Raw genomic sequence first — 19,567 nt, 5'->3', positions numbered from 1 at the left:
TGGCCTTTTCGGAGGTCAATGTCACATCGAGTGGACTGCACGATCCCGACCGTCGAAATCAAGAAGGCCGGCGAGCCAAGATCGCCGTCAGGTCGGCCAGGGCTGAAGTTGCCGCAGACAGTGCTCGACGGCCGTCCGGGGTCAGTTCGTCGAGCGCATCGGAGAGCACCTGAGAGCTGACCGCGTCGTATTTGGCCAAGAGGTGCACTGCTTTCGGTGACGCCGTGAGGGCCGCTCCGCGCAGGTCGTCCGACGAGACCGATCTTTCGACGAGTTCCGCATCAACCATTGCTTTGATCAGATTGCTCACGGTGGACCGAGCGAGGTTCAGGTGTGCGGCGAGGCTCCCCGGACTCATATACGGCTCAGCGACGAGGGCTCTCATGACCTCGATGTGCGAATCGGGGATGTCTGGCAGTTGCGCGGCTTCTCTCGTCGCACGAAGCAACGAACGTCGCAGCGGTCCCAGTTGTCGACCGAGTTCGATCGCGGTGGAGTGCATCGTTCGATGGTCCCACAATTAGTTTTGCCGCAAACATAGTTTTGTGACAAAATGGCTTCATGAGCGCAGACACCACCGTCCACAACCCAGTTCCGGCTCAAGACCTCAGCGGCATAGTCGGACACCGCTTCATCTACACCTACGCGAACAACTGGCAGTACGAGATGTACGTCAAGAACGCGACCACCATCGACTACCGCATCCACACCGGCATGGTCGGTGGACGATGGGTCAAGAACCAGGAGGTCGATCTCGTCCAACTCGACGACGATGTCTACAAGATCTCGTGGAACGAACCCACCGGAACATCCGTCGTCGTCAACGTCATACCCGGTAAGCGACGTCTGCACGGCACTATCTTCTTCCCTCAGTGGATCGAGCTGGACGGTACGAAAACAGTTCTGTACCAAAATGATCATCTCGACGAGATGCGCGCCTACCGTGATGCCGGACCGACCTACCCCATTTACGTGGTCCCCGAATTCGCCCGAATCACTCTGTTCGAGTACGTCGGCATCGACGACGAGACGATCGTGTCGGTCGCGCCCAGCGATTTGCCCGACGGATTCGCCGACCGAACGAACTGACGTGGGCCCCGAGCTGATCTTCGTCGCACATCTGTCAGTCACCGTGGGCGAACCGATCGACGTGGGGGAGGTAGTCGATGGTCACCGTCGCCTCGTGCCGATCCTCGGCGGGACCGTCGACGGCCCTCTACTGCGCGGCCGAGTCCTGCCCGGCGGAGCGGATCACCAGATTCTCCGCACGGCAACACTCACCGAGTTGGACGCCAGATACGCGCTCGAGACCGATGCGGGCGAACGAATCGCCGTACACAACATGGGCATGCGCAGTGGTGCCGAAGATGACATCGACGCACTTGTCCGCGGTGAAGATGTGCCCCCAGAGCGCATCTACTTCCGAAGCCAACCACGCCTGTCCTCCGCCGCGAGCCGCCTCACTTGGATGAACGAACGACTGTTTCTCGGATCCGGTCAGCGATTGCCGAACTCCGTGGAGTTGGACGTGTATCAGGTCACCTGAGCGGTGCGACGACGTGCACTCGATGTCACCTTCGGTGGCCTCTTCGACGGTCGATGTCACATCTAGTGGACTCAAGGGCGGTCAGGTGAGGGACTGCCCGTAGACGTGGGTCACGGAGATCGTCACCAACACTCGTCGGTCGGCGACCATGACTGCTCGGTATTCGTTCCAGTCGGGATGCTCACCGGCCGCAGCGCGGTAGTAGTCGACCAGAGCCTCGATTTCGGGGCTGTTCGGTGACGTACCCGGGCCGGTGAGGGTGACGGTTCCTTCCGCCGTTGCCCATGCCGTGCCGTCGGCGTTGGTCACTTCGAGAGCGGCACGTGGATCTCGGCGCAAGTTGGCCGTCTTCGCTCGTCCTTCGGTCACCGAGATTCGGATGGTGTCGGCGGCGCGATCGTAGAACGGCGTCACCGGCGACAGCTGCGGAAGTCCGCTGGACTTGATGGTGGCCAGCACGCCGATTCGGCTCTGCTCGAGAAGGTCGTGTGGATCGAATGCGCTGTCGGTCATGGATTCCCCTCAGGTCGTGTGGACAGCTCGGCCGCGTATGCCCCGATTGCTCGACGATATTTCCCCGTCGCCGGGCTCGCGGCCTGAAGTGCACTTCGTAGCGCCTGCGCCGCATCCCCGATATCCCAGAGGGTCAGCGCCACGAATGCGTCACGTGCAGAAATGTATTCGTTCGAGAACTCGAAACTTTGCAGCACCTGAAGCGCGTCGTGCAATCGCCCCACATTGCGCAATGAACTCGCCAATTGGATCCGGGCTTGATTCTCTCGGTCGCCGTCGAGCCCAGCCGACAGGGAGGCTTCGTACAACGGGACCGCACCCGCTTCGTCGCCCAAGAAGTCTTCGAGCGATGCCCGCTCGAACAGCACTTGAGCATCCGAATACGATGTGGCCGAAAACAAGTGCTCCATCTCGACTCGCATCCGGACGGGGTCGGCGTCGTCCGCGTCGCGCCAGAACGCCGCTACCGGGTCCACGTTGCCTCCCCCTGTCGTCACGCGCTCCATCGTTGCAGACACCGCTTAGTCTCGACAGATGGATGTGGAACTGTCCCTTCTCAAGTTGCTGGTGGAAATCGACCGCAGTGGGTCGATGACGGCCGCCGCCGAACGGCTCATGTTCACCCCTTCAGCGGTGTCACAGCAGGTCAAGAGGCTCGAGGCCGTCGTCGGAACCCCCGTCCTCGAGCGACACGCGCGCGGAGTGAGCCTCACCGAGGCCGGTCGGCTCGTAGCCGGAAGAGCGTCCGCGATCGACACGCAACTGTCTGCCCTGCGCGCCGACCTCGACGATCTACTCGACGCCCGCAGCGGCCACGTCAACCTGGGCGTCTTCCCTTCCTTCGCTGCATCTCTTCTGCCTGATGTCATGGGCGCATTTCGCTCGGCGCACCCGGGGATCGAACTGGGCATACGGTCGTCACGACTGCGCGACCTGCACGCCATGCTGCTGGGACGTGAGGTAGATCTGTCCTTGGCATGGGACTACCCGGAATTGCCGATGGTGGTCGACGACGTCGAGACCGAAGTCATCGCCGACGACGCCACGGTCCTTCTCGTTCCAGCGGGTTGGTCGCGCGGAGGTCCGGTTCTGCTCGAATCGCTCGCAGACGAGCAGTGGATCGTCCGCGCATCGCAGCACCCCATCACCACGATGTTCCGATCATCCTGTCGCAAAGCGGGTTTCGAGCCGAGGGTCCTGGTCGAGTCCAACGACTACATGGAGTCTCAGGCAATGGTGGCCGCCGGGCTGGGACTCACCGTGGCACCCGCAATGACCACTCGCTACCTGCGCGACGGCGTCGACTCCATCGCCCTGGACGAACTGTCGAAACGGCGAATCCTCCTGTGCCTACTCGATCAACGGAAACCGACCCCCGCGACGGACGCCATGAGATCGGTCCTCGTCGCACTGTTCGCAGCCATGAATCTCACTTAAGTCAGATGTAAGAAACAGTCTCTGGTCTTCACGCTCGCGGCCCGGCAAGGTATGCCACAGGTCACAACAACGACCGAGTCCGCAACGGTGCGGACGTGAACACCTGGAGACATCGTGACACCCGGACATTCCGCAGACGCCGCTACCAACACCGTCGACCTGGTGATACTCGCCGGGGACGGCATCGGTCCCGAGATCAGCGTCTCGACGGTCTCGGTCGTCGAGGCCGCGCTCGCACGCAACGGCATCAGCGCTACGTTCACCGAAGCCACCATCGGCTTCGACGCACTTCGCGCATCGGGGACGACGATGCCCGACGCAATCGTCGACCTCGCACGCGCAGCCGACGGCGTCGTCCTGGGCCCGGTGTCCCATCTGGACTATCCCCCGACCTCGGAGGGTGGCGTCAACCCGTCTGGAATTCTGCGGCGAAAGTTGGACCTGTACGCCAACATCCGTCCGGCCAGGACCATCTCGGCTCTGCCGAATCCGCTCAACAAGAGTTTCGACCTCGTGATCGCCCGAGAGAACACCGAGGGCTTCTACGCCGATCGCACCATGTTCGCAGGTGGAGGCGAATTCATGCCGACAGAGGATCTTGCCCTCGCCGTCCGAAAAGTGACTCGACGCGGTTCCGAACGGATCGTTCGCCGCGCCTTCGAGCTTGCACAGACGCGTCGATCGAAGGTCTCAGTGGTACACAAGGCCAACGTTCTCAGGCTGAGCGACGGGCTCTTCCTCGAGGCGGCGAGGGCCGTCCGACAGGACTTTCCCGGCGTCGACTACGAGGAGCTATTGGTGGACGCAGTCGCCGCATTGCTCATCCGTCGACCGGAGTCGTTCGACGTCATCGCCACCACCAACATGTTCGGGGACATCCTGTCCGACGAGGCGACCGAACTCTCGGGCAGCTTGGGGCTGGCAGCGTCGCTCAATGTCGGCGACAGTCATGCCGTTGCGCAAGCCCAGCACGGATCGGCACCCGATATCGCTGGGCAAGGAATCGCCAACCCGGCATCCTTGATCGGTTCGGCAGCCATGCTCCTGGACTGGATCGGTCAGCAGCGGGGAGACGAAAGACTTTCTGCAGCCGGTCGATCGATTCATCGAGCCATCGACACAGCCGTGGGCAGGCCCGAGACGCGCACCGCGGACCTCCACGGAACCGCAACCACCGAGCACTTCACGCGCGCGGTGATCGAGCATCTCGATTCGGCGATCTGAATCATGTTGGCAGTACTGGGATTTTTGTCCCTTGCGTCCTTCATGCTGGTCGTCATCAAGAAGTGGGCGACGGCGCTCGTAGCCGTTGTCACCATCCCCATCGCCGTTCTGCTGATCAGCGGTCAGGGCGCAGAACTGCCCGGGATGGTGGCGGAGGGCATCGAAACCGTCGCTCCCACAGCAATTCTTCTACTCTTCGCCGTTCTGTATTTCGGAATCATGATGGACGCCAAACTCTTCGACCCAATCTCACGCGGCATCATCCGACTGTCCGGCGGGGATCCAGTCAAGATCTGCGTCGGCACAGCGGTTCTCGCACTATTGGTCGCACTCGACGGCGACGGCACGACGTCGTACATGATCATTTGCTCTGCGTTTCTGCCCATCTATCGCAAGCTCGGAATCAACCCCCTGGTGATTGCCACAATTGCCACGATGGCTCTCGGGACGATATCCGGCACCACACCGTGGGGTGGGGCTGCCACCCGAGCGATCAGCGTGCTGCAGATCGATGCCACCGATTACTTCGTGCACATGCTGCCGGCCATGCTGCTGATGTCTGCGACGATCATCGGGCTTGCGTACCTGTTGGGGCGCAACGCACGTAAGAAGATCTCCCCGGAACGCATCGCCGAAGTCACCGCACACGTGTCCTCCGGCGGACACGAAGAGGGCTCGGAGGGAACACTTCTGACGAAGACAACCTGGCGAACCTTCGCCAATGCAGCACTCACGGTCACACTGCTGGTGCTGCTCGTGCTGGGGGTTGCAGACCTGCTGGTGCTGTTCATGCTCGGATTCATCATCGTGCTGATCGTGAATCACCCCAAGCCCTCCGATCAGGGCGACGTGATCCGATCGCATGCTGCCAACGCCGTCCCCGTCGTCATATTGGTCCTCGGTGCCGGCGTGTTCACCGGCATACTCACCGAGACTGGTATGACCACCGCCATGGCCGACGCGCTGATCTCGCTGATTCCGGACGGTGCCGAGGGCATGATCCCTGCCGCAGCCGCGCTGATCGGCATACCGTTGAGCTTCTTCATGGCCAACGATGCCTACTTCTTCGGAATCGTGCCGGTCCTCGCGGAATCGGCTGCGCAGTACGCCATCCCACCCGAGGAGATGGCGCGCGCCGCAGTGATCGGACAGATGGCTCACTCGATCGGGCCCGCGTCGGCACCGCTGTGGGTTCTGCTCGGCTTGGTCCGCGCATCACTGGGCGACTTCCAGCGCTTCGCATTCCTGTGGGTACTGGCCGCGTCCCTGATGTACATCGTCTTCGCGATACTGACCGGAGCCATCTCGGTGGGTCTGTGATCTATTGTGCTGCTACGAATTCGATGCGATTGCCCACCCCGTCGCTGGTATGGAACCGCCTTCGCCCCGGGATCTCGTCCGAGTCGGCCCAGTCCACCGGATAGCCGGCAGCCAACAACGCCATAGCAGTCGCATCGACATCGACGACGAAGGCCGGATGCGCCTTCCGCGCCGGCCGGAAGTCGTCCTCGATGCCGACGTGAACCTCACCGTCGGGACCGCCCACCCCCGGCACACGAAACCAACAGCCCCCGCGCACAGCCAACAGCGGCGGCTTCGCGATCTCCTGCCAGCCCAGAGCGCCCACGTAGAACTCACGCTCGCGGTCCTCGCCGCCCGCCGGACATGCGACCTGCACATGGTGAATCATCGAACGAACGTACCGCCATCTCGATTGACACGTCGGTGAACGGTAGGCAAACGTATGGGTATGCAACTGAGATTTCTGGCCGGCGTCTCGACGGCCTTTGCAGTCAAGCTCCTGGTGATGCGAGCGCTGACACTCAAGCTGCAGCGAGACATCGCGGCACTCAACAACGGCGACTACCGACCCCTGCTGTCCTCGTTCCACCGAGATGCAGTGCTCAAATTCGCCGACGGTGACAGCCGCTGGTCTGGTACCCACCGCGGCCGCCCGGCCATCGAAAAGTTCTTCCAGGACTTCGTCGCCGCCGGCATCAAGGGGCAGATCACCGAAATCTACAGCGGCGGGACACCCTGGCGAATGACCCTGCTCGCGCGCTTCGACGACCACGCCCACACAGCCGAAGGTACCGAGCTCTACAGCAACCGCACGGTGCTACTGGTCCGTACGAGCTGGGGAAAAATCGTCTCGCAGGAAGACTTCTTCGAGGACACCACACGCATAGACGCATTCGAAAAGAAACTCCGCCAACTCTGAAATCGCCCGCCGATTCCTCCGGTGCACCATTTCCGCCTGCACTCGATGTGACATCTGGTGGCCCTTTCGGGGGTCAATGGCACATCGAGTGGACTCATGGGGCCCGGCAGCGAGAGGAATCAGGGACGTCGATAGGTCACCTGTGGATAGTTGTCGGCATTCGTGACGCTGGCGTGCACGTTGTACACCGTGCGGACCAGGTGCTCGGTGATCACATTTTCCGGGGTTCCCGATGCCACGATGGTTCCGTTGTTCAGGACGACGATGCGGTCGCAGAACATCGCGGCGAGGTTGAGGTCGTGCAGGGCGATGTAACTGCTCAGGGGTAGGCCTGCGACGAGGGTGAGGATGTCGAGTTGATGTTGGATGTCGAGGTGATTGGTCGGCTCGTCGAGCAGTAGTTCGGTGGGCTGTTGAGCCAGGGCTCGCGCGATCTGGACGCGTTGGCGCTCGCCGCCGGAGAGCGTGTGCCAGCGCCGGGTGGCTTTCGACGCCATGGCGGTGTCGGTCAGTGCTCGGGCTATCGCGATGTCGTCGTCGGCCGCGTCTCCACCGAGGATTCCGTGGTGCGGTATTCGCCCGAGACGCACGACATCGCGGACGCTGATGTCGACGTCGGTGTCGGAGTGTTGGTCGACCATCGCCACGCGCCGGGCCACGCGCCGTCGACGCAACGTACGGAGGCTGTCTCCGTCGAGCAGCACGTCGCCGCTGTCGGGGGCGACTATGCCCGCAAGGATTCGTAGCAGGGACGACTTGCCCGATCCGTTGGGGCCGATCAGACCGATGGTCTCCCCTGGTTCCGGCTCGAAGCTGATTCCGTCGAGAATGGGGTGTCCGCTACGTGTCCAGCGAATATCTCTGGCGTGCAGTGTCATCGGGATCTCCTGAGCCGGAACAGAATGAGGGCGAAGGCAGGCACTCCGATCAGTGCAGTGACCACTCCCACGGGAATTTCCTGAGGTGCGAACACTGTTCGGGCAATGGTGTCGACCCAGACCATGAAGATGGCACCGATGACCACCGTTGTCGGCAGTAGTCGGCGGTGCCGCGCCCCGACGAGAAAGCGGGCGGCATGCGGGAGGACCAGCCCCACGAAACCGATTGCCCCTGCCGCGCTGACGAGAGCGGCGGTGATCAATGCAGTGATGACCAGCAACAGGATTCGCACCCATTTCACCGGAACGCCGAGGGATGCGGCCGCGTCGTGCCCGAATGTGAAGGCGTCGAGGGCGGAGGTGTTGAACAGGCACACCGTCATTCCCAACAGCGTGACCGCACCGCACAGTGCTACGTCCGTCCAGTCGGCACCGCTCAGGGAGCCGAGCAGCCAGAACAGCACCCCACGAGTCTGCTCGGCATCGGCCGAAGAGATGACGATGAACGACGTCAGGGCCGAGAACAGTTGCGTACCAGCCACTCCCGCCAGTACGACGCCGTCGTTCCCGCCGCCCGCTCCGACGGCGAGCAGCATCACCAGGACGAAGGACAGCAGCGCACCCGCGAACGCTCCGGTCGACAGCGACAGTGCGCCGCCGCCGACTCCGAGCACAGCTACGACGACGGCGCCGGTGGACGCTCCCGACGAAATTCCCAAGACGAACGGGTCGGCCAGAGGATTGCGCAGCAACGACTGCATGATTGCGCCGCACAGCGCCAGTCCGGCACCACACACGGCGGCGAGCAACGTCCTGGGCAGCCGCAGCTCCCAGACGATACCGTCCTCGATGCGACTGACCTCTGCCGTCCCGATCCCGATGTGCCCCAGTATCACTCGATACACATCGGATACCGACACCGACGCCGGGCCGATCGTCACGGCCACCCCGATCGACAGCACCAACACCGCACAACCACCGAGCAGAAGCGGGATCAACAACCCGCGATCGGTTCGGGTCATCGGGTGGTCAGTCCCCAATTCTTCAGAGCAGCAGCCACTTTCTCGACTCCGTCGACGGTACGAATCGACGGGTTGAGATCGGCACCGTTGACGACGATGTAGCGCTTGCTCTCGACGGCCGTCAGACGGCTCGTGACGGCATTCGATTCGAGGAACTCGATCTTGCTGTCGAGGGCATCTCCTGCGATGCTGCGACGGCTCAGATCCGCGAGAACGAGCGCCGTCGGATTGCGGTCGAGAACACTCTCCCAATTGACCTGAGGCCATTCGTCGGTGGTGTCGGCGTAGATGTTCTCGGCGCCGACAGAATTGGTGATGATGCCCGACGACCCGCAACACCCCGCCATGTAGGGGGTATCGGTGTCGGCGAACCAGTACGCCAACGTCGTACCCGACGCGTCGACCGCACCGGAAGCCTTCGTGAAGCGGTCCTGCAGCTCGTTGACGAAGCGCTCACCGCGGTCGCGCACGTCGAAGATCGCCGCCAGGTCTCGGATCTCCTGATAGACGGTCTCGATCTCGAGCGGCTGAGTGCGAGCACCGTCGGAATTGACGCTCTCGTCGGTCTTTCCGTTGCAGTCGGTCGGTGAGAGGTAGTTCGGTACACCGAGTCGATCGAACTGGCTTCGATCGGCGACACCCCCCGGACCGAGGGTCCCGCCGAACGACGCCGACACGAAATCGGGCTCGGTGTCCAGCACGACCTCGAGTGACGGCTTGTTGTCGGCCAGCCTCGGAACCTTGGCGTTGTCTGTTTCGAGATCGGAGCGAACCGGGTCCGTCCACGTGGCGGTGCCCACCATTCGGTCGGCCAGTCCCAGGGAGAGGAGAATTTCCGTCGAGCTCTGATTCAGCGACACCGCGCGTTGGGGCGGTGCGTCGACGACGACCTCGCGGCCGCAATTCTCGATGGTCAGCGGATAAGTGCCGGTCGTCGGAGTGGCCGCGTCGGTGGTCGCCGCGGACGAACAACCGGCGAGAACAAGGATGGAGACAGCGCCTAGAACGGCGAGAGTGGTGCGCATCGTCAGAGCTTCCTGCTGAGGGCTCGTGTCGCGGAGCCGCGGATGGAGGTGAATCACGACGTCCGAGCATTCGGACTTCGGGCTCTCACCCGTCACCGTTGCGCGCCAGCTCCGGAATTGCACCGGATTCCCTCGTTCGTCGCGTGCTGACCCTATCGTGCGGGGTACCGCAACGGTCAGCGTGCCGCTGCCCTCGCCGGCTCCTGTGCGTGGGCTCGCGGGAAAGTGTTGCGCGCCAGTAGAACCACCGCCAGGGCGCCGGCAACCAGGACCGTTGCAGCAGCGGTGACGGCCACGATGCCACTGACATCGACGACGACACCGCCCACCAGGGCGCCTGTGGCGATGGCCAGTTGGAACGCGACCACGTAAATCGCCGACGCCTTGTCCGCATCGGCCGGTGCCGCCCGCACAACGGCGGATTGAATGCACACCGGAAGCGTGGTGAAGGCCAGCCCCCACAACGCAATGGCCACGACGGCAAACACGGCGAAGCTACGCGGTGCGCCACTGAGCGCGCACCACAGAATCGCCGCCGCGACGGCAACTGCACCGAGTGCCGCAACGGTGGAGTGACGGGGCCAACGGTCGTACGTTCTGCCGATCACCCAGATGCCGACTACTCCGAACAGCCCATACAGCATCAACATCAGCGTCAGTGTGGTTCCTGCCGAACCGATTGCCCGATCGACGATCAGCGCAAAGTAGGTGTACGCGGCGAAATGACCGAGGACGGCCAGAAACGTCACCCCACACAGAATCGCCAGGGTGCCGTCGAGCACCCGCGGTGTCTTGTTCTTGTCCGACGCAGCGCGGCGGACCGGTAGGGGCGGAAGTACGAAATACAGCGCCACCGCGATGGCAGCCGCTACTACCCCGAGAATTGTTGCAGCGGCGCGCCATCCGAGCCATTGTCCCAGCGCAGCGGTGAGAGGGTTGCCGGCAACCAATGCCAACGAGGTTCCTGCGTACACCGTCGCGATGGCCTTGCCCTGCTTGCCGGGTAGCGCCAGTGACGCGGCGACGGGCGCAACGACGGCCCAAAAGATGCCGTGCGTTGCCGCACAGAGCATGCGCGAGATCACCAACATCGGATAGCCGACGGACACAGCGGAGAGCAGTTGCGAGAGTGCAAGCGCGGCAACGGTGATCACGACGACTCGCCGGCGCGGCCATTCGCGCACGAACCTGATCAACGGCATGGTCATCACAGCGACGCCGTAGGCGTAAAAGGTCAGAAGGAGCCCGACGGCCGATTCGCTGACACCGAGGTCGCCGGATATCTCCGGCAGCAAGCCCACGGGCAGGGTTTCCGCCGTGACGTAGATGAAGGCGGCCGCTGCGAGCACCAGCAGCTTCGGAACGGGGGAGGACATGTTGTGTATCGTTACACAACATGTCGGCCTCGCGCTACAGTTGCCCCGTGAACACTCGGGTGACCATGGCGGACGTCGCCGCGGCGGCAGGCGTCTCCACCATGAGCGTGTCGTATACCTACAACCAACCGAACCGCGTTTCGGAGACCACCAAGGACCGCGTCCACGCAGCAGCGGCGCATCTCGGTTACACCGGTCCCAACCGCGCGGCCCGCTCGTTGCGGAGCGGCAAGCACAACAGCATCGGCGTCGTACTCGGAGAAAAGCTGACCTATGCCTTCGAGGATCCGCAGGCTCGACGCTTCCTGTCGGGTATCGCCGACGCGTGTCTCGACGCCGACACCGCGCTCGTGATGCTTCCGAACCTGCATCGCGACAACGATATTGCTCGAATCCGTGACGCCCAGGTCGACGGATACGTGGTGTGGACCACCGAGATCGCCGACCCCCTCCTCGACGTACTCGTCGACACCGGCCGTCCGACGTGCATCCAGGGTGGGCCCGACCATCCGGGTCTGGAGTGGATCACCATCGACGACCGCGCAGCGGCCGACGCCGTGGCCACTGTTGCGCTGAAGGACCGACTACACCCGGCGATCGTGGCCCTTCGACCCGATTCGCTACGCACGTCGACCGTCGTACGCGGCGCGGACCCGTCGGCCGCCTCGATGCCGGTGACGCGCGCTCGACTGGACGGTTATCGCGACGCGTGCCTGCGCGTGGGTATCGACTGGTCGACGGTGCCGACTCTGTTCACCACCCACAACGCTCGCGCAGAGGGTGATCGCGCTGCGCGACTGTTGTTGCAGGACAACGTCATCGACACCTTGCTCGTGATGAGCGACGAACTCGCACTCGGAGCTCTCGACGCTGCAGCGGCGTCCGGTGTCGAGATTCCATCACGGCTGGCCGTCACTGGATGGGACGACTCCAGCGCTGCGGCGGCCGCGGGGTTGACCACGGTGGCGCAGTCCTTGTTCGACCAGGGACGCTCGGCGGCTCGGTGGGCACTCGGGCTCGACGACTCCGTGGACGCCGCGGCCTGGAGGGTCGAAGAACGAGGCTCGACAGGAGCCGAAACGGGCCACAAACCGTGAACAGCGTGATCTAATAGGTCATAAAAAGGGGATGTCCCCGGTTTATAGCGTTAAAGCAAACTCTCAGCTAGTATCCGTTGTGGCTATCCGGCCATGAGGGGGAACAGTGAGCCGAGAGCACGACGCGCCGCCCCGTCATGTCGCCGCCCGCCACGATGCGCTGACTGGACTTGCGAGCCGTGACGAGATTCTTGCCCTCATCACCGCAGAATTCGATTGCCGGAGCTCGGACCGCCACTTCAGCGTCCTGCTGGTCGACATCGACGGATTCCGAGAATTCAACGACGCACTCGGGCCGGCCCAAGGCGACGAACTGCTGTGCATGATCGCCGACCGACTCACCGCGTCTCTGCGCCCCGGCGACACCATCGGCCGACTCGCCGGCGACGAATTCGTCGTCATCGCACGCCGATGCCACTCCATCGCCGCCCGGGCAATGGCCGCAGGATTCGCGAGCATCTTCGAGCCCGCCTTCGAGCTCGGCAATCGGCAACTGACCCTCACGGCCAGCGTCGGAGTCGCCTCCAGCACCGACACAGACATCAGCGCAACGCAATTGGTTCACAATGCCACCGCAGCGATGCACGCAGCGAAGGCCGTCGGGCGGAACAAGCATCACGTCTTCACCGACGAGTTGCACAACACCAACCGCACCCGACTGGAACTCATCGAACGGCTCCGCGGCGTCGCCATGGTCGAGCGTGAACTGACGATGGCCTATCAGCCCATCGTCGAACTGGCGACGGGAACCGTGGTGGGCGCGGAAGCGCTCATCCGATGGAACCACCCCGAACTCGGCCTGCTGATGCCCGATACCTTCATACCCCTCGCCGAAGACGCCGACCTCATCGTCCCACTGAGCATGTGGATCATCGCCGAGGTCGCGGGCACGATAGCTGATTGGCAGGCCCGCGACATCCACCTCCAGATCGGGGTGAACGTCAGCCCGGCACACTTCGCCACCGGAACCCTCGCCACGGACGTCATCGACATCGTCGACACCTACCGCATCGAACCCGGACGGCTTGCGCTCGAACTCGCCGAATCGCAGACACTGCACGACCTCGATGCCGTGCATTACCAACTTCGCGACGTCCAACGCCACGGCGTTCTCATCGCAATCGACGATTTCGGCAGCGGCTTCTCCTCCCTCGAGCGACTCGCTACCCTTCCCGTCGACATCCTCAAGATCGACAAATCTCTCACCCAACACCTCGACAGCGACAACCTGCACCGGCGCCGCGCCATGACGACGCTGTGTACCGCCCTCGTCGACGTCACGTCCACCCTCGGCAAAGACACCGTCATCGAGGGAATCGAGACCGCGGAACAACTCCAGATCTGCACCGACATGGGCGTAACGTTCGGCCAAGGACACCTGCTCGGACGCCCCATGTCCAGCGCGGCACTCGAACAGTTCATCGCCCGACACAGCACCCACAGCGAATCCGCATAACCCGAGGAACCGAACGTGAAGATCGACAACGAAGTTCAGCGCTTCACCGACGCACCCCGAGCTCAGCTCTCCAACATCAACCCCGACGGCACACCACACCTGGTCCCGATCGTCTTCGCCGTCGCGGACACCGGCGACCGCATCTTCACCGCCATCGACTGGAAGCCCAAAACCACCCAGAAACTCCAGCGACTCGACAACATCCGCGCCGACCCCGCCGTCAGCCTCATCGTCGACCACTACACCGACGACTGGTCCCAACTCTGGTGGATCCGCGCCGACGGAAACGCCCACATCGCCGAATCCTCCAGCACCGACGGCACAGCAGCCATAGACGCCCTGGTCGCGAAATACAGTCAATACAAGAACAACAGACCTGGGGGCCCGGTCATCATTATCGAAAAACTGTCCTGGCGATCCTGGTCCGCTTCCTGACACGCGATCGGCTCGTCCACTCAATGTGACATCCGGTGGCCTTTTCGACCGTCGATGACACATCGAGTGGACAGGACAGCGGGCGAACGTGCAACAAAAATCGTTCGCCGACATGCGGCACGGTCGTCAGACTGATCCCTATGGCCGCCGCACCTCCCGATTGGATCGAGACCGAACGCCTCGTGATTCGTCGTGAGTCGGCGCACGATTCCTTCATCGTTGCCGATGCGATCGCTCGCAATCACACGCGGCTACTTCCGTGGATGGGGTGGGTGACGGATGAATCTGCCCAGGTCACTACGCAGGTTGCTCGTATCGCAGACGCGCGTGCGCAATGGGACGCCGGCGAGATGTTCGACTATGGGATCTTCGACCTGGTCGACGGGTCCTTCATGGGCAAGATCGGTATGCATCGCAGAATCGGTCCGCACGGAATCGAATTGGGGTACTGGCTCGACGCCGAGGCCGAAGGACGTGGAGTGATGACGGAGGCGACCGCGGCGCTCGTGCGGGAGGCACTCGAACTCGACGGCATCACACGGGTCGAAATCCATTGCGATGCAGCAAATTCGAGGAGCCAGGCCGTACCCGAGAGGCTCGGTTTCGCCCTGGACCGTATCGAGCATCGATCGATCGCGGCGGCGTCCGAAACCGGCCGACACATGGTGTGGGTGTATCAGCCGGATCGTCGGTAGGTCCGGTCCGGTGTCGGGCGCACCCTGACGTTGGGACGCTCCCGTGCTTTGGCCTGCTCGTAACGTGACCGCAGGTCCGACAGCACCCGTTCCGGATCGTCACGTATGTCGCTCGGAAGGTGTGTCACCACGATGAGGCCGGCGTTCTGCGCTCGCTCGCGTCTCTCCACAGTCGCTCTGTGGGCCACTGGCGAGAGGTGGTACTCGAGCGAATCGATCTCCCAGTCCAATGCAACGTCATCGAGCCAATTGTCGGCGATCAGGAGGAACTTTCCCTGCGCGTCGTACACAGCCACGTTGTGTTGCATCGCCGGAAGTCCGCTGCGTCGATACAGCTTCTGGGCTTGGGCTTCGGCCACAGAATGTGCGCCCGCAGCCAATTCCCGCAACACTCGCCGAGGCATCGCAGTCCCTCGGGTGCTGCCGGCGTCGAGTTCCTTCATGATCGCGTCCACGGTGGCCGCTCCCCGCTGAACGACGCTCGCAATCAGACCCATGCACTGTTCGGTATTCCTCATCCGCCGTACCGCATCGCACAGACACCGAACAACCGGTGCGACGCGCAGCCCCGACTTGATCTCCGGGGTCGGCATCCGCCACGTACGCTCCACCGCGGCGAAACCCACGGACTTGCGATGCTGCGACTCGGGGATGAGTGCAAACGTTTCTTCGAACGACCCGGCCGACCCCAATCCATGCAACGCCAACCCGGCCCGACCGCTGATCACGGCATCGCGTCCGCAGTAGATCGACACTGCAGTCGCTCGTTCCATCGCCGTCAAGGACCGGTTCTTCAAGAACACCAGTCCGGGCAGCGCCCGAGACCAGATGCCGTCGGGCAGGGTGCGTCGAACAATTGTCTTCGACGCCACCCCGAGCTCCAGCAGATGCGCCGTCCGCACCAATCCACGGTCCGACGCAGCCGCGATCACCTTCGCATCGATCTTTGCGCCGCCCCGCTTCATGACCAAGATGATGCTCTGCCCGCACGGGAGCAATCGCACGAAACGACGGCGAACGTTCTGGGCTGTGGATAACTCACACCTTGTGGACAAACGCCTGACCCTCCGATGCCGTAACCGGACGATGGTGATCCCACAATCGGCGTCCAGTCGGGAGTCTGGGGGGCCACTCGATGTGACATTGACCGTCGAAAAGGCCACCGTCGGTCACATTGAGTGGCGAGCGGGGTGGGAATCCGTCGCCTGACTCGGGGCTGACGGGGATACCGTCTACCTTGCATAGGTGCATTCTGACTTCGGGAGTGAGATATGACGGCGACAGCAGTTCCCTCGGAGCGGTCCGGATCCTCGGTTCCCCGGTCGTTTTCGCCACCCGAGCGCGGTCGTTTGCGCGAGGTTCCGCACATCGCGGGGCTGGTGCTCGGGGTGTTCGCGGCGGCGTTGTTTCTGTGGAGTCTGTCGCCGACTCTTCGCTACCTCGTTCACGCCCCTCGCGAATACGTCGACAGGTACTACTTCGATGCGCCGGATACGAGTTTGTCGTGGGCGCTCGTTGTTGGGCTGCTGGCGGCGGCGTTGGCGAGTCGGAAGAGAATTGCGTGGTGGTTGCTGACCATCTATCTGGTGTTGTTGGCGATCACCAATGTCGTCGAAGGTATGCAGGACAAGGACATCAATTCGTGGATCGCGCTGGCGGTCCATGTGGTTGCGGCAGGGTTGCTGATCGCTGCGCGTAAGGAGTTCTACACCCGTGTCCGTCGCGGTGCGGTGTGGAGGGCGCTCGGCGTGCTCGTTCTCGGAGCGACCGTCGGAACCATCATCGGGTGGGCGTTGGTGGCGTTGTTCCCTGGGTCGCTGCCGGAAAGCCAGACATTTCTGTGGGCCTTCAACCGCGTCACGGCGTTGGCGACCGTGGACAACGAACAGTTCGACGGCAGGCCCAACGGCTTCGTCAACACGGCGTTGGGATTGTTCGGCGCATTGGCGCTGTTGGGGGCCGTGGTCACGCTGTTCCGATCGCAGCGCTCCAGCAACGCGCTCACCGGACGCGACGAATCGGCGCTGCGTGGCCTGCTCGACAAATGGGGTGCCGACGATTCCCTCGGCTACTTCGCGACGCGCCGCGACAAGGGCGTCATCTTCGCCACCAGCGGCAAGGCGGCAGTGACGTATCGCGTCGAGGTGGGGGTGTGTCTGGCGAGCGGTGACCCGATCGGCAACCCCGAGGCCTGGCCGCATGCCATTTCGGAATGGCTCGACCTGGCCGAGAAGTACGGCTGGACCCCAGCTGTCATGGGGGCCAGCGAGATCGGAGCTACGGCCTACAAGCGCGCCGGGCTCAGCGTCCTCGAACTCGGCGACGAAGCAATCCTGAAAACCAAGGATTTCAACCTCAATGGACGCGAGATGCGCCCCGTGCGTCAGGCGGTCAACCGGGCTCGCAAGGCGGGTGTCGTGGTCACGGTGCGTCGTCATCGCGATATCTCCTCGCAGGAGATGACAGAGATCATTTCCTGCGCGGATGCGTGGCGCGATACCGAGACCGAGCGCGGATTCTCGATGGCGTTGGGCCGGTTGGGTGATCCGCTCGACGGCGATTGTCTTCTGGTGCAGGCGGTTCAGGGCGAGAAGGTGGTGGGTGTTCTCTCCCTGGTGCCGTGGGGACGAACCGGCGCCTCGTTGGATCTGATGCGCCGCGATCCAGCGTCACCGAACGGAGTGATCGAGCTGATGGTGACCGAATTGGCCACCGGTGCAGATCATTTCGGTGTCAGCAAGATTTCGCTGAACTTCGCGGTGTTCCGCGCTGCATTCGAGGAGGGCAGCCGAATCGGTGCCGGTCCGGTCCTGCGGATCTGGCGCAGCATGCTGGTCTTCTTCTCTCGGTGGTGGCAGCTCGAGGCGCTCTATCGATCGAACGTGAAGTATCTGCCGGAGTGGGAGCCGCGCTACCTGTGCTTCGCCGACAATCGAGTGTTGCCCAAGGTCGGCATCGCGTCGGCCATCGCCGAGGGCTTCCTCACGCTCCCGACGTTCCGGCGCGCATCGAAGCACACCGGGTCTCATGTCGCGGTGCCCGCCGCTCTGGCCGACGCCGAGGACATCCATCCCGACGGCAGCGGACCGAACACTCTGGCAGACGAACCCGTGCCCGGCCGCAAACGTCCGGACCAGGTGCGCGTTCGCATGTCGAAACTCGAACGCCTCCGGAACGAGGGTATCGAGGGGTATCCCGTCGCCTATCCCCCGACACACACGGTCGGCGACGCGGCGGCCTCGCCTCAGGGAACGACGGTCCGGATCGCGGGCCGCATACTGCGTATCCGCGACTACGGCAGTGTGTCCTTCGCCGTCATCAGGGACTGGTCGTCCGATATCCAGGTGCTGTTCGACCGCGAACGCGTCGGCGACAGAATCGAAGAATTCGATGCCGACTTCGACCTGGGTGACCTCATCGAGGTCAGCGGAACCATCGGGTACAGCAGGCGTGGTGAGCTGTCGCTGCTGGCCACCGAGTGGCGGATGAACGCCAAATGCCTACATCCCTTGCCCGACAAGTACCGCGGTCTGACCGACCCGGAAGCGCGGGTGCGGCAACGCTACGTCGATCTGGCGATCAATCGCGATGCTCGCTCCTTACTCATCGCACGGTCCAATGTTGTGAAATCCCTGCGTGATTCGTTGGGAGAGCGCGGCTACATGGAGGTCGAGACTCCGATCCTGCAGCAGGTGCACGGCGGTGCGAACGCGGCACCGTTCGTCACTCATATCAACGCCTACAACCTGGATCTGTATCTGCGGATCGCCCCGGAGCTGTATCTCAAGCGCCTGTGCGTGGGCGGTATGGAGAAGGTGTTCGAGATCGGCCGGGTGTTCCGCAACGAGGGCGCAGATTTCAAGCACAATCCCGAGTTCACGATCCTCGAAGCCTACGAGGCGCACAGTGACTACGAACGCGCAATGGTGTTGTGCCGCGAGCTGATTCAGCGGGCGGCCGTTGCGGCGCACGGTCGCGAGATCATCCTGCGTCCCGACGGCCCGAACGGGGAAATGATCGAGATCGACATCTCCGGCGAGTGGCCCGTCAAGACACTGCACGGTGCCGTCGCCGAGAAGCTGGGGGTACCCGTCGAACCGGCGACTCCACTGGAGGAGCTGCAGCGACTGTGCGACGAAAACGACATCCCGTACGAGAAGTCCTGGGATGCAGGGGCGCTCGCGCAAGGTATGTACGAGCATCTCGTCGAGGACTACACGGAGTTCCCCACGTTCTACAAGGACTTTCCGACGTCGATGTCACCGTTGACCAGACCGCATCGGAGCATTCCGGGCGTCGCAGAGAAGTGGGATCTCGTCGCGTGGGGCGTGGAACTGGGTACCGCGTACAGCGAACTGACCGACCCCGTCGATCAACGGCAGCGCCTCACCGAGCAGTCACTGTTGGCAGCCGGCGGCGACGAGGAAGCGATGAGCTTGGACGAGGATTTTCTGCAGGCGCTCGAACACGGAATGCCGCCGACCGGCGGTCTCGGAATGGGTGTCGACCGGGTGGTCATGTTGATCACCGGAGGCAGCATCCGTGAAACGTTGGCTTTCCCGCTGGCCAAGCCACGTCAGTGACGCCCGAGTTCACAGTTCCGACTGGACTGAACGACGCAAAACAGGGAATATGGTTGTAA

Annotated in this window: 20 protein-coding genes and 1 riboswitch; of the genes, 11 read left to right on the top strand and 9 right to left on the bottom strand. The window is 63.1% G+C overall.

Annotation, left to right across the window (positions count from 1 at the left end; all coding sequences use genetic code 11):
• Positions 1–58: 58 nt before the first annotated feature.
• Positions 59–502: a MarR family winged helix-turn-helix transcriptional regulator gene (locus tag ACQR3T_RS10640; protein WP_428693362.1), complete on the bottom strand. Its 444-nt coding sequence runs from the start codon at positions 500–502 to the stop codon at positions 59–61.
• 59 nt (positions 503–561) lie between these two features.
• Here ACQR3T_RS10640 and ACQR3T_RS10635 point away from each other — a divergent pair, with 59 nt between their 5' ends.
• Positions 562–1,089 (top strand): phenolic acid decarboxylase, encoded by a 528-nt coding sequence (locus ACQR3T_RS10635; RefSeq protein ID WP_428693361.1) that lies wholly within the window; start codon positions 562–564, stop codon positions 1,087–1,089.
• A gap of 1 nt (position 1,090) precedes the next feature.
• Entirely contained in the window at positions 1,091–1,546 is a 456-nt protein-coding gene (locus ACQR3T_RS10630) for a DUF3237 domain-containing protein (RefSeq protein WP_032378799.1), read from the top strand.
• A gap of 81 nt (positions 1,547–1,627) precedes the next feature.
• Here ACQR3T_RS10630 and ACQR3T_RS10625 read toward each other — a convergent pair whose 3' ends face one another.
• Positions 1,628–2,059, bottom strand: coding sequence for a PPOX class F420-dependent oxidoreductase (locus ACQR3T_RS10625; protein ID WP_032401631.1), 432 nt, complete (start codon positions 2,057–2,059; stop codon positions 1,628–1,630).
• A complete protein-coding gene (locus ACQR3T_RS10620; protein ID WP_428693360.1) occupies positions 2,056–2,481 on the bottom strand; it encodes a tetratricopeptide repeat protein in 426 nt (141 codons plus the stop codon). Before ACQR3T_RS10620 ends, ACQR3T_RS10625 begins: the two co-directional genes overlap by 4 nt.
• A gap of 112 nt (positions 2,482–2,593) precedes the next feature.
• On the opposite strand from ACQR3T_RS10620, the gene ACQR3T_RS10615 reads away from it, so the two are divergent.
• The 3 genes from ACQR3T_RS10615 (at position 2,594) to ACQR3T_RS10605 (ending at position 6,040) form a co-directional block, all read left to right on the top strand.
• Positions 2,594–3,496, top strand: coding sequence for a LysR family transcriptional regulator (locus ACQR3T_RS10615; RefSeq protein WP_428693359.1), 903 nt, complete (start codon positions 2,594–2,596; stop codon positions 3,494–3,496).
• A 114-nt stretch (positions 3,497–3,610) separates the two neighbouring features.
• Entirely contained in the window at positions 3,611–4,720 is a 1,110-nt protein-coding gene (locus ACQR3T_RS10610) for an isocitrate/isopropylmalate dehydrogenase family protein (protein ID WP_428693358.1), read from the top strand.
• 3 nt (positions 4,721–4,723) lie between these two features.
• On the top strand, positions 4,724–6,040 hold the full coding sequence (locus ACQR3T_RS10605) for a CitMHS family transporter (RefSeq protein ID WP_428693357.1): 1,317 nt from the start codon (positions 4,724–4,726) through the stop codon (positions 6,038–6,040).
• Between the two features lies 1 nt (position 6,041).
• Here ACQR3T_RS10605 and ACQR3T_RS10600 read toward each other — a convergent pair whose 3' ends face one another.
• Complete coding sequence (locus tag ACQR3T_RS10600) at positions 6,042–6,410, bottom strand: glyoxalase (RefSeq protein WP_032378795.1); 369 nt, start codon at positions 6,408–6,410, stop codon at positions 6,042–6,044.
• Positions 6,411–6,470: 60 nt separating this feature from the next.
• Between ACQR3T_RS10600 and ACQR3T_RS10595 the strand changes: the two genes are divergently transcribed.
• Complete coding sequence (locus ACQR3T_RS10595) at positions 6,471–6,941, top strand: nuclear transport factor 2 family protein (RefSeq protein WP_196249153.1); 471 nt, start codon at positions 6,471–6,473, stop codon at positions 6,939–6,941.
• Positions 6,942–7,060: 119 nt separating this feature from the next.
• Here ACQR3T_RS10595 and ACQR3T_RS10590 read toward each other — a convergent pair whose 3' ends face one another.
• From ACQR3T_RS10590 to ACQR3T_RS10575, 4 genes are all read right to left on the bottom strand, one after another.
• Complete coding sequence (locus tag ACQR3T_RS10590) at positions 7,061–7,819, bottom strand: ABC transporter ATP-binding protein (protein ID WP_032378793.1); 759 nt, start codon at positions 7,817–7,819, stop codon at positions 7,061–7,063.
• A complete protein-coding gene (locus ACQR3T_RS10585; protein WP_428693356.1) occupies positions 7,816–8,841 on the bottom strand; it encodes a FecCD family ABC transporter permease in 1,026 nt (341 codons plus the stop codon). The genes ACQR3T_RS10590 and ACQR3T_RS10585 overlap by 4 nt, the downstream gene beginning before the upstream one ends.
• The gene (locus ACQR3T_RS10580; RefSeq protein ID WP_428693355.1) at positions 8,838–9,866 is read right to left on the bottom strand and encodes an ABC transporter substrate-binding protein; all 1,029 of its coding nucleotides are present in this window, start codon (positions 9,864–9,866) and stop codon (positions 8,838–8,840) included. The genes ACQR3T_RS10585 and ACQR3T_RS10580 overlap by 4 nt, the downstream gene beginning before the upstream one ends.
• A gap of 18 nt (positions 9,867–9,884) precedes the next feature.
• Positions 9,885–9,999, bottom strand: a riboswitch (cobalamin riboswitch).
• Between the two features lie 43 nt (positions 10,000–10,042).
• Entirely contained in the window at positions 10,043–11,242 is a 1,200-nt protein-coding gene (locus ACQR3T_RS10575) for an MFS transporter (RefSeq protein WP_428693354.1), read from the bottom strand.
• A 47-nt stretch (positions 11,243–11,289) separates the two neighbouring features.
• Between ACQR3T_RS10575 and ACQR3T_RS10570 the strand changes: the two genes are divergently transcribed.
• The 4 genes from ACQR3T_RS10570 to ACQR3T_RS10555 all read left to right on the top strand — a co-directional run bounded on the left by ACQR3T_RS10570 (position 11,290) and on the right by ACQR3T_RS10555 (position 14,925).
• Positions 11,290–12,339 carry a LacI family DNA-binding transcriptional regulator gene (locus tag ACQR3T_RS10570; RefSeq protein WP_428693353.1) on the top strand — a complete coding sequence of 350 codons (1,050 nt, stop codon included), beginning with the start codon at positions 11,290–11,292 and terminating at the stop codon, positions 12,337–12,339.
• A 106-nt stretch (positions 12,340–12,445) separates the two neighbouring features.
• Positions 12,446–13,795, top strand: coding sequence for a putative bifunctional diguanylate cyclase/phosphodiesterase (locus ACQR3T_RS10565; protein ID WP_052065280.1), 1,350 nt, complete (start codon positions 12,446–12,448; stop codon positions 13,793–13,795).
• Positions 13,796–13,810: 15 nt separating this feature from the next.
• Positions 13,811–14,230: a TIGR03668 family PPOX class F420-dependent oxidoreductase gene (locus ACQR3T_RS10560; protein WP_428693352.1), complete on the top strand. Its 420-nt coding sequence runs from the start codon at positions 13,811–13,813 to the stop codon at positions 14,228–14,230.
• 140 nt (positions 14,231–14,370) lie between these two features.
• The gene (locus ACQR3T_RS10555; protein ID WP_428693351.1) at positions 14,371–14,925 is read left to right on the top strand and encodes a GNAT family N-acetyltransferase; all 555 of its coding nucleotides are present in this window, start codon (positions 14,371–14,373) and stop codon (positions 14,923–14,925) included.
• Here the strand turns inward: ACQR3T_RS10555 and ACQR3T_RS10550 are convergent.
• A complete protein-coding gene (locus ACQR3T_RS10550; protein ID WP_428693350.1) occupies positions 14,907–15,890 on the bottom strand; it encodes a hypothetical protein in 984 nt (327 codons plus the stop codon). The two genes, ACQR3T_RS10555 and ACQR3T_RS10550, sit on opposite strands and share 19 nt — an antisense overlap.
• Positions 15,891–16,196: 306 nt before the next feature.
• On the opposite strand from ACQR3T_RS10550, the gene lysX reads away from it, so the two are divergent.
• The gene (lysX, locus tag ACQR3T_RS10545) at positions 16,197–19,508 is read left to right on the top strand and encodes a bifunctional lysylphosphatidylglycerol synthetase/lysine--tRNA ligase LysX (protein ID WP_428693349.1); all 3,312 of its coding nucleotides are present in this window, start codon (positions 16,197–16,199) and stop codon (positions 19,506–19,508) included.
• Positions 19,509–19,567 lie beyond the last annotated feature (59 nt).

Source organism: Rhodococcus sp. IEGM1428, from assembly GCF_050321865.1.
Taxonomy (GTDB): domain Bacteria; phylum Actinomycetota; class Actinomycetes; order Mycobacteriales; family Mycobacteriaceae; genus Rhodococcoides.
This window is presented reverse-complemented; position numbering and strand designations above follow the sequence as displayed.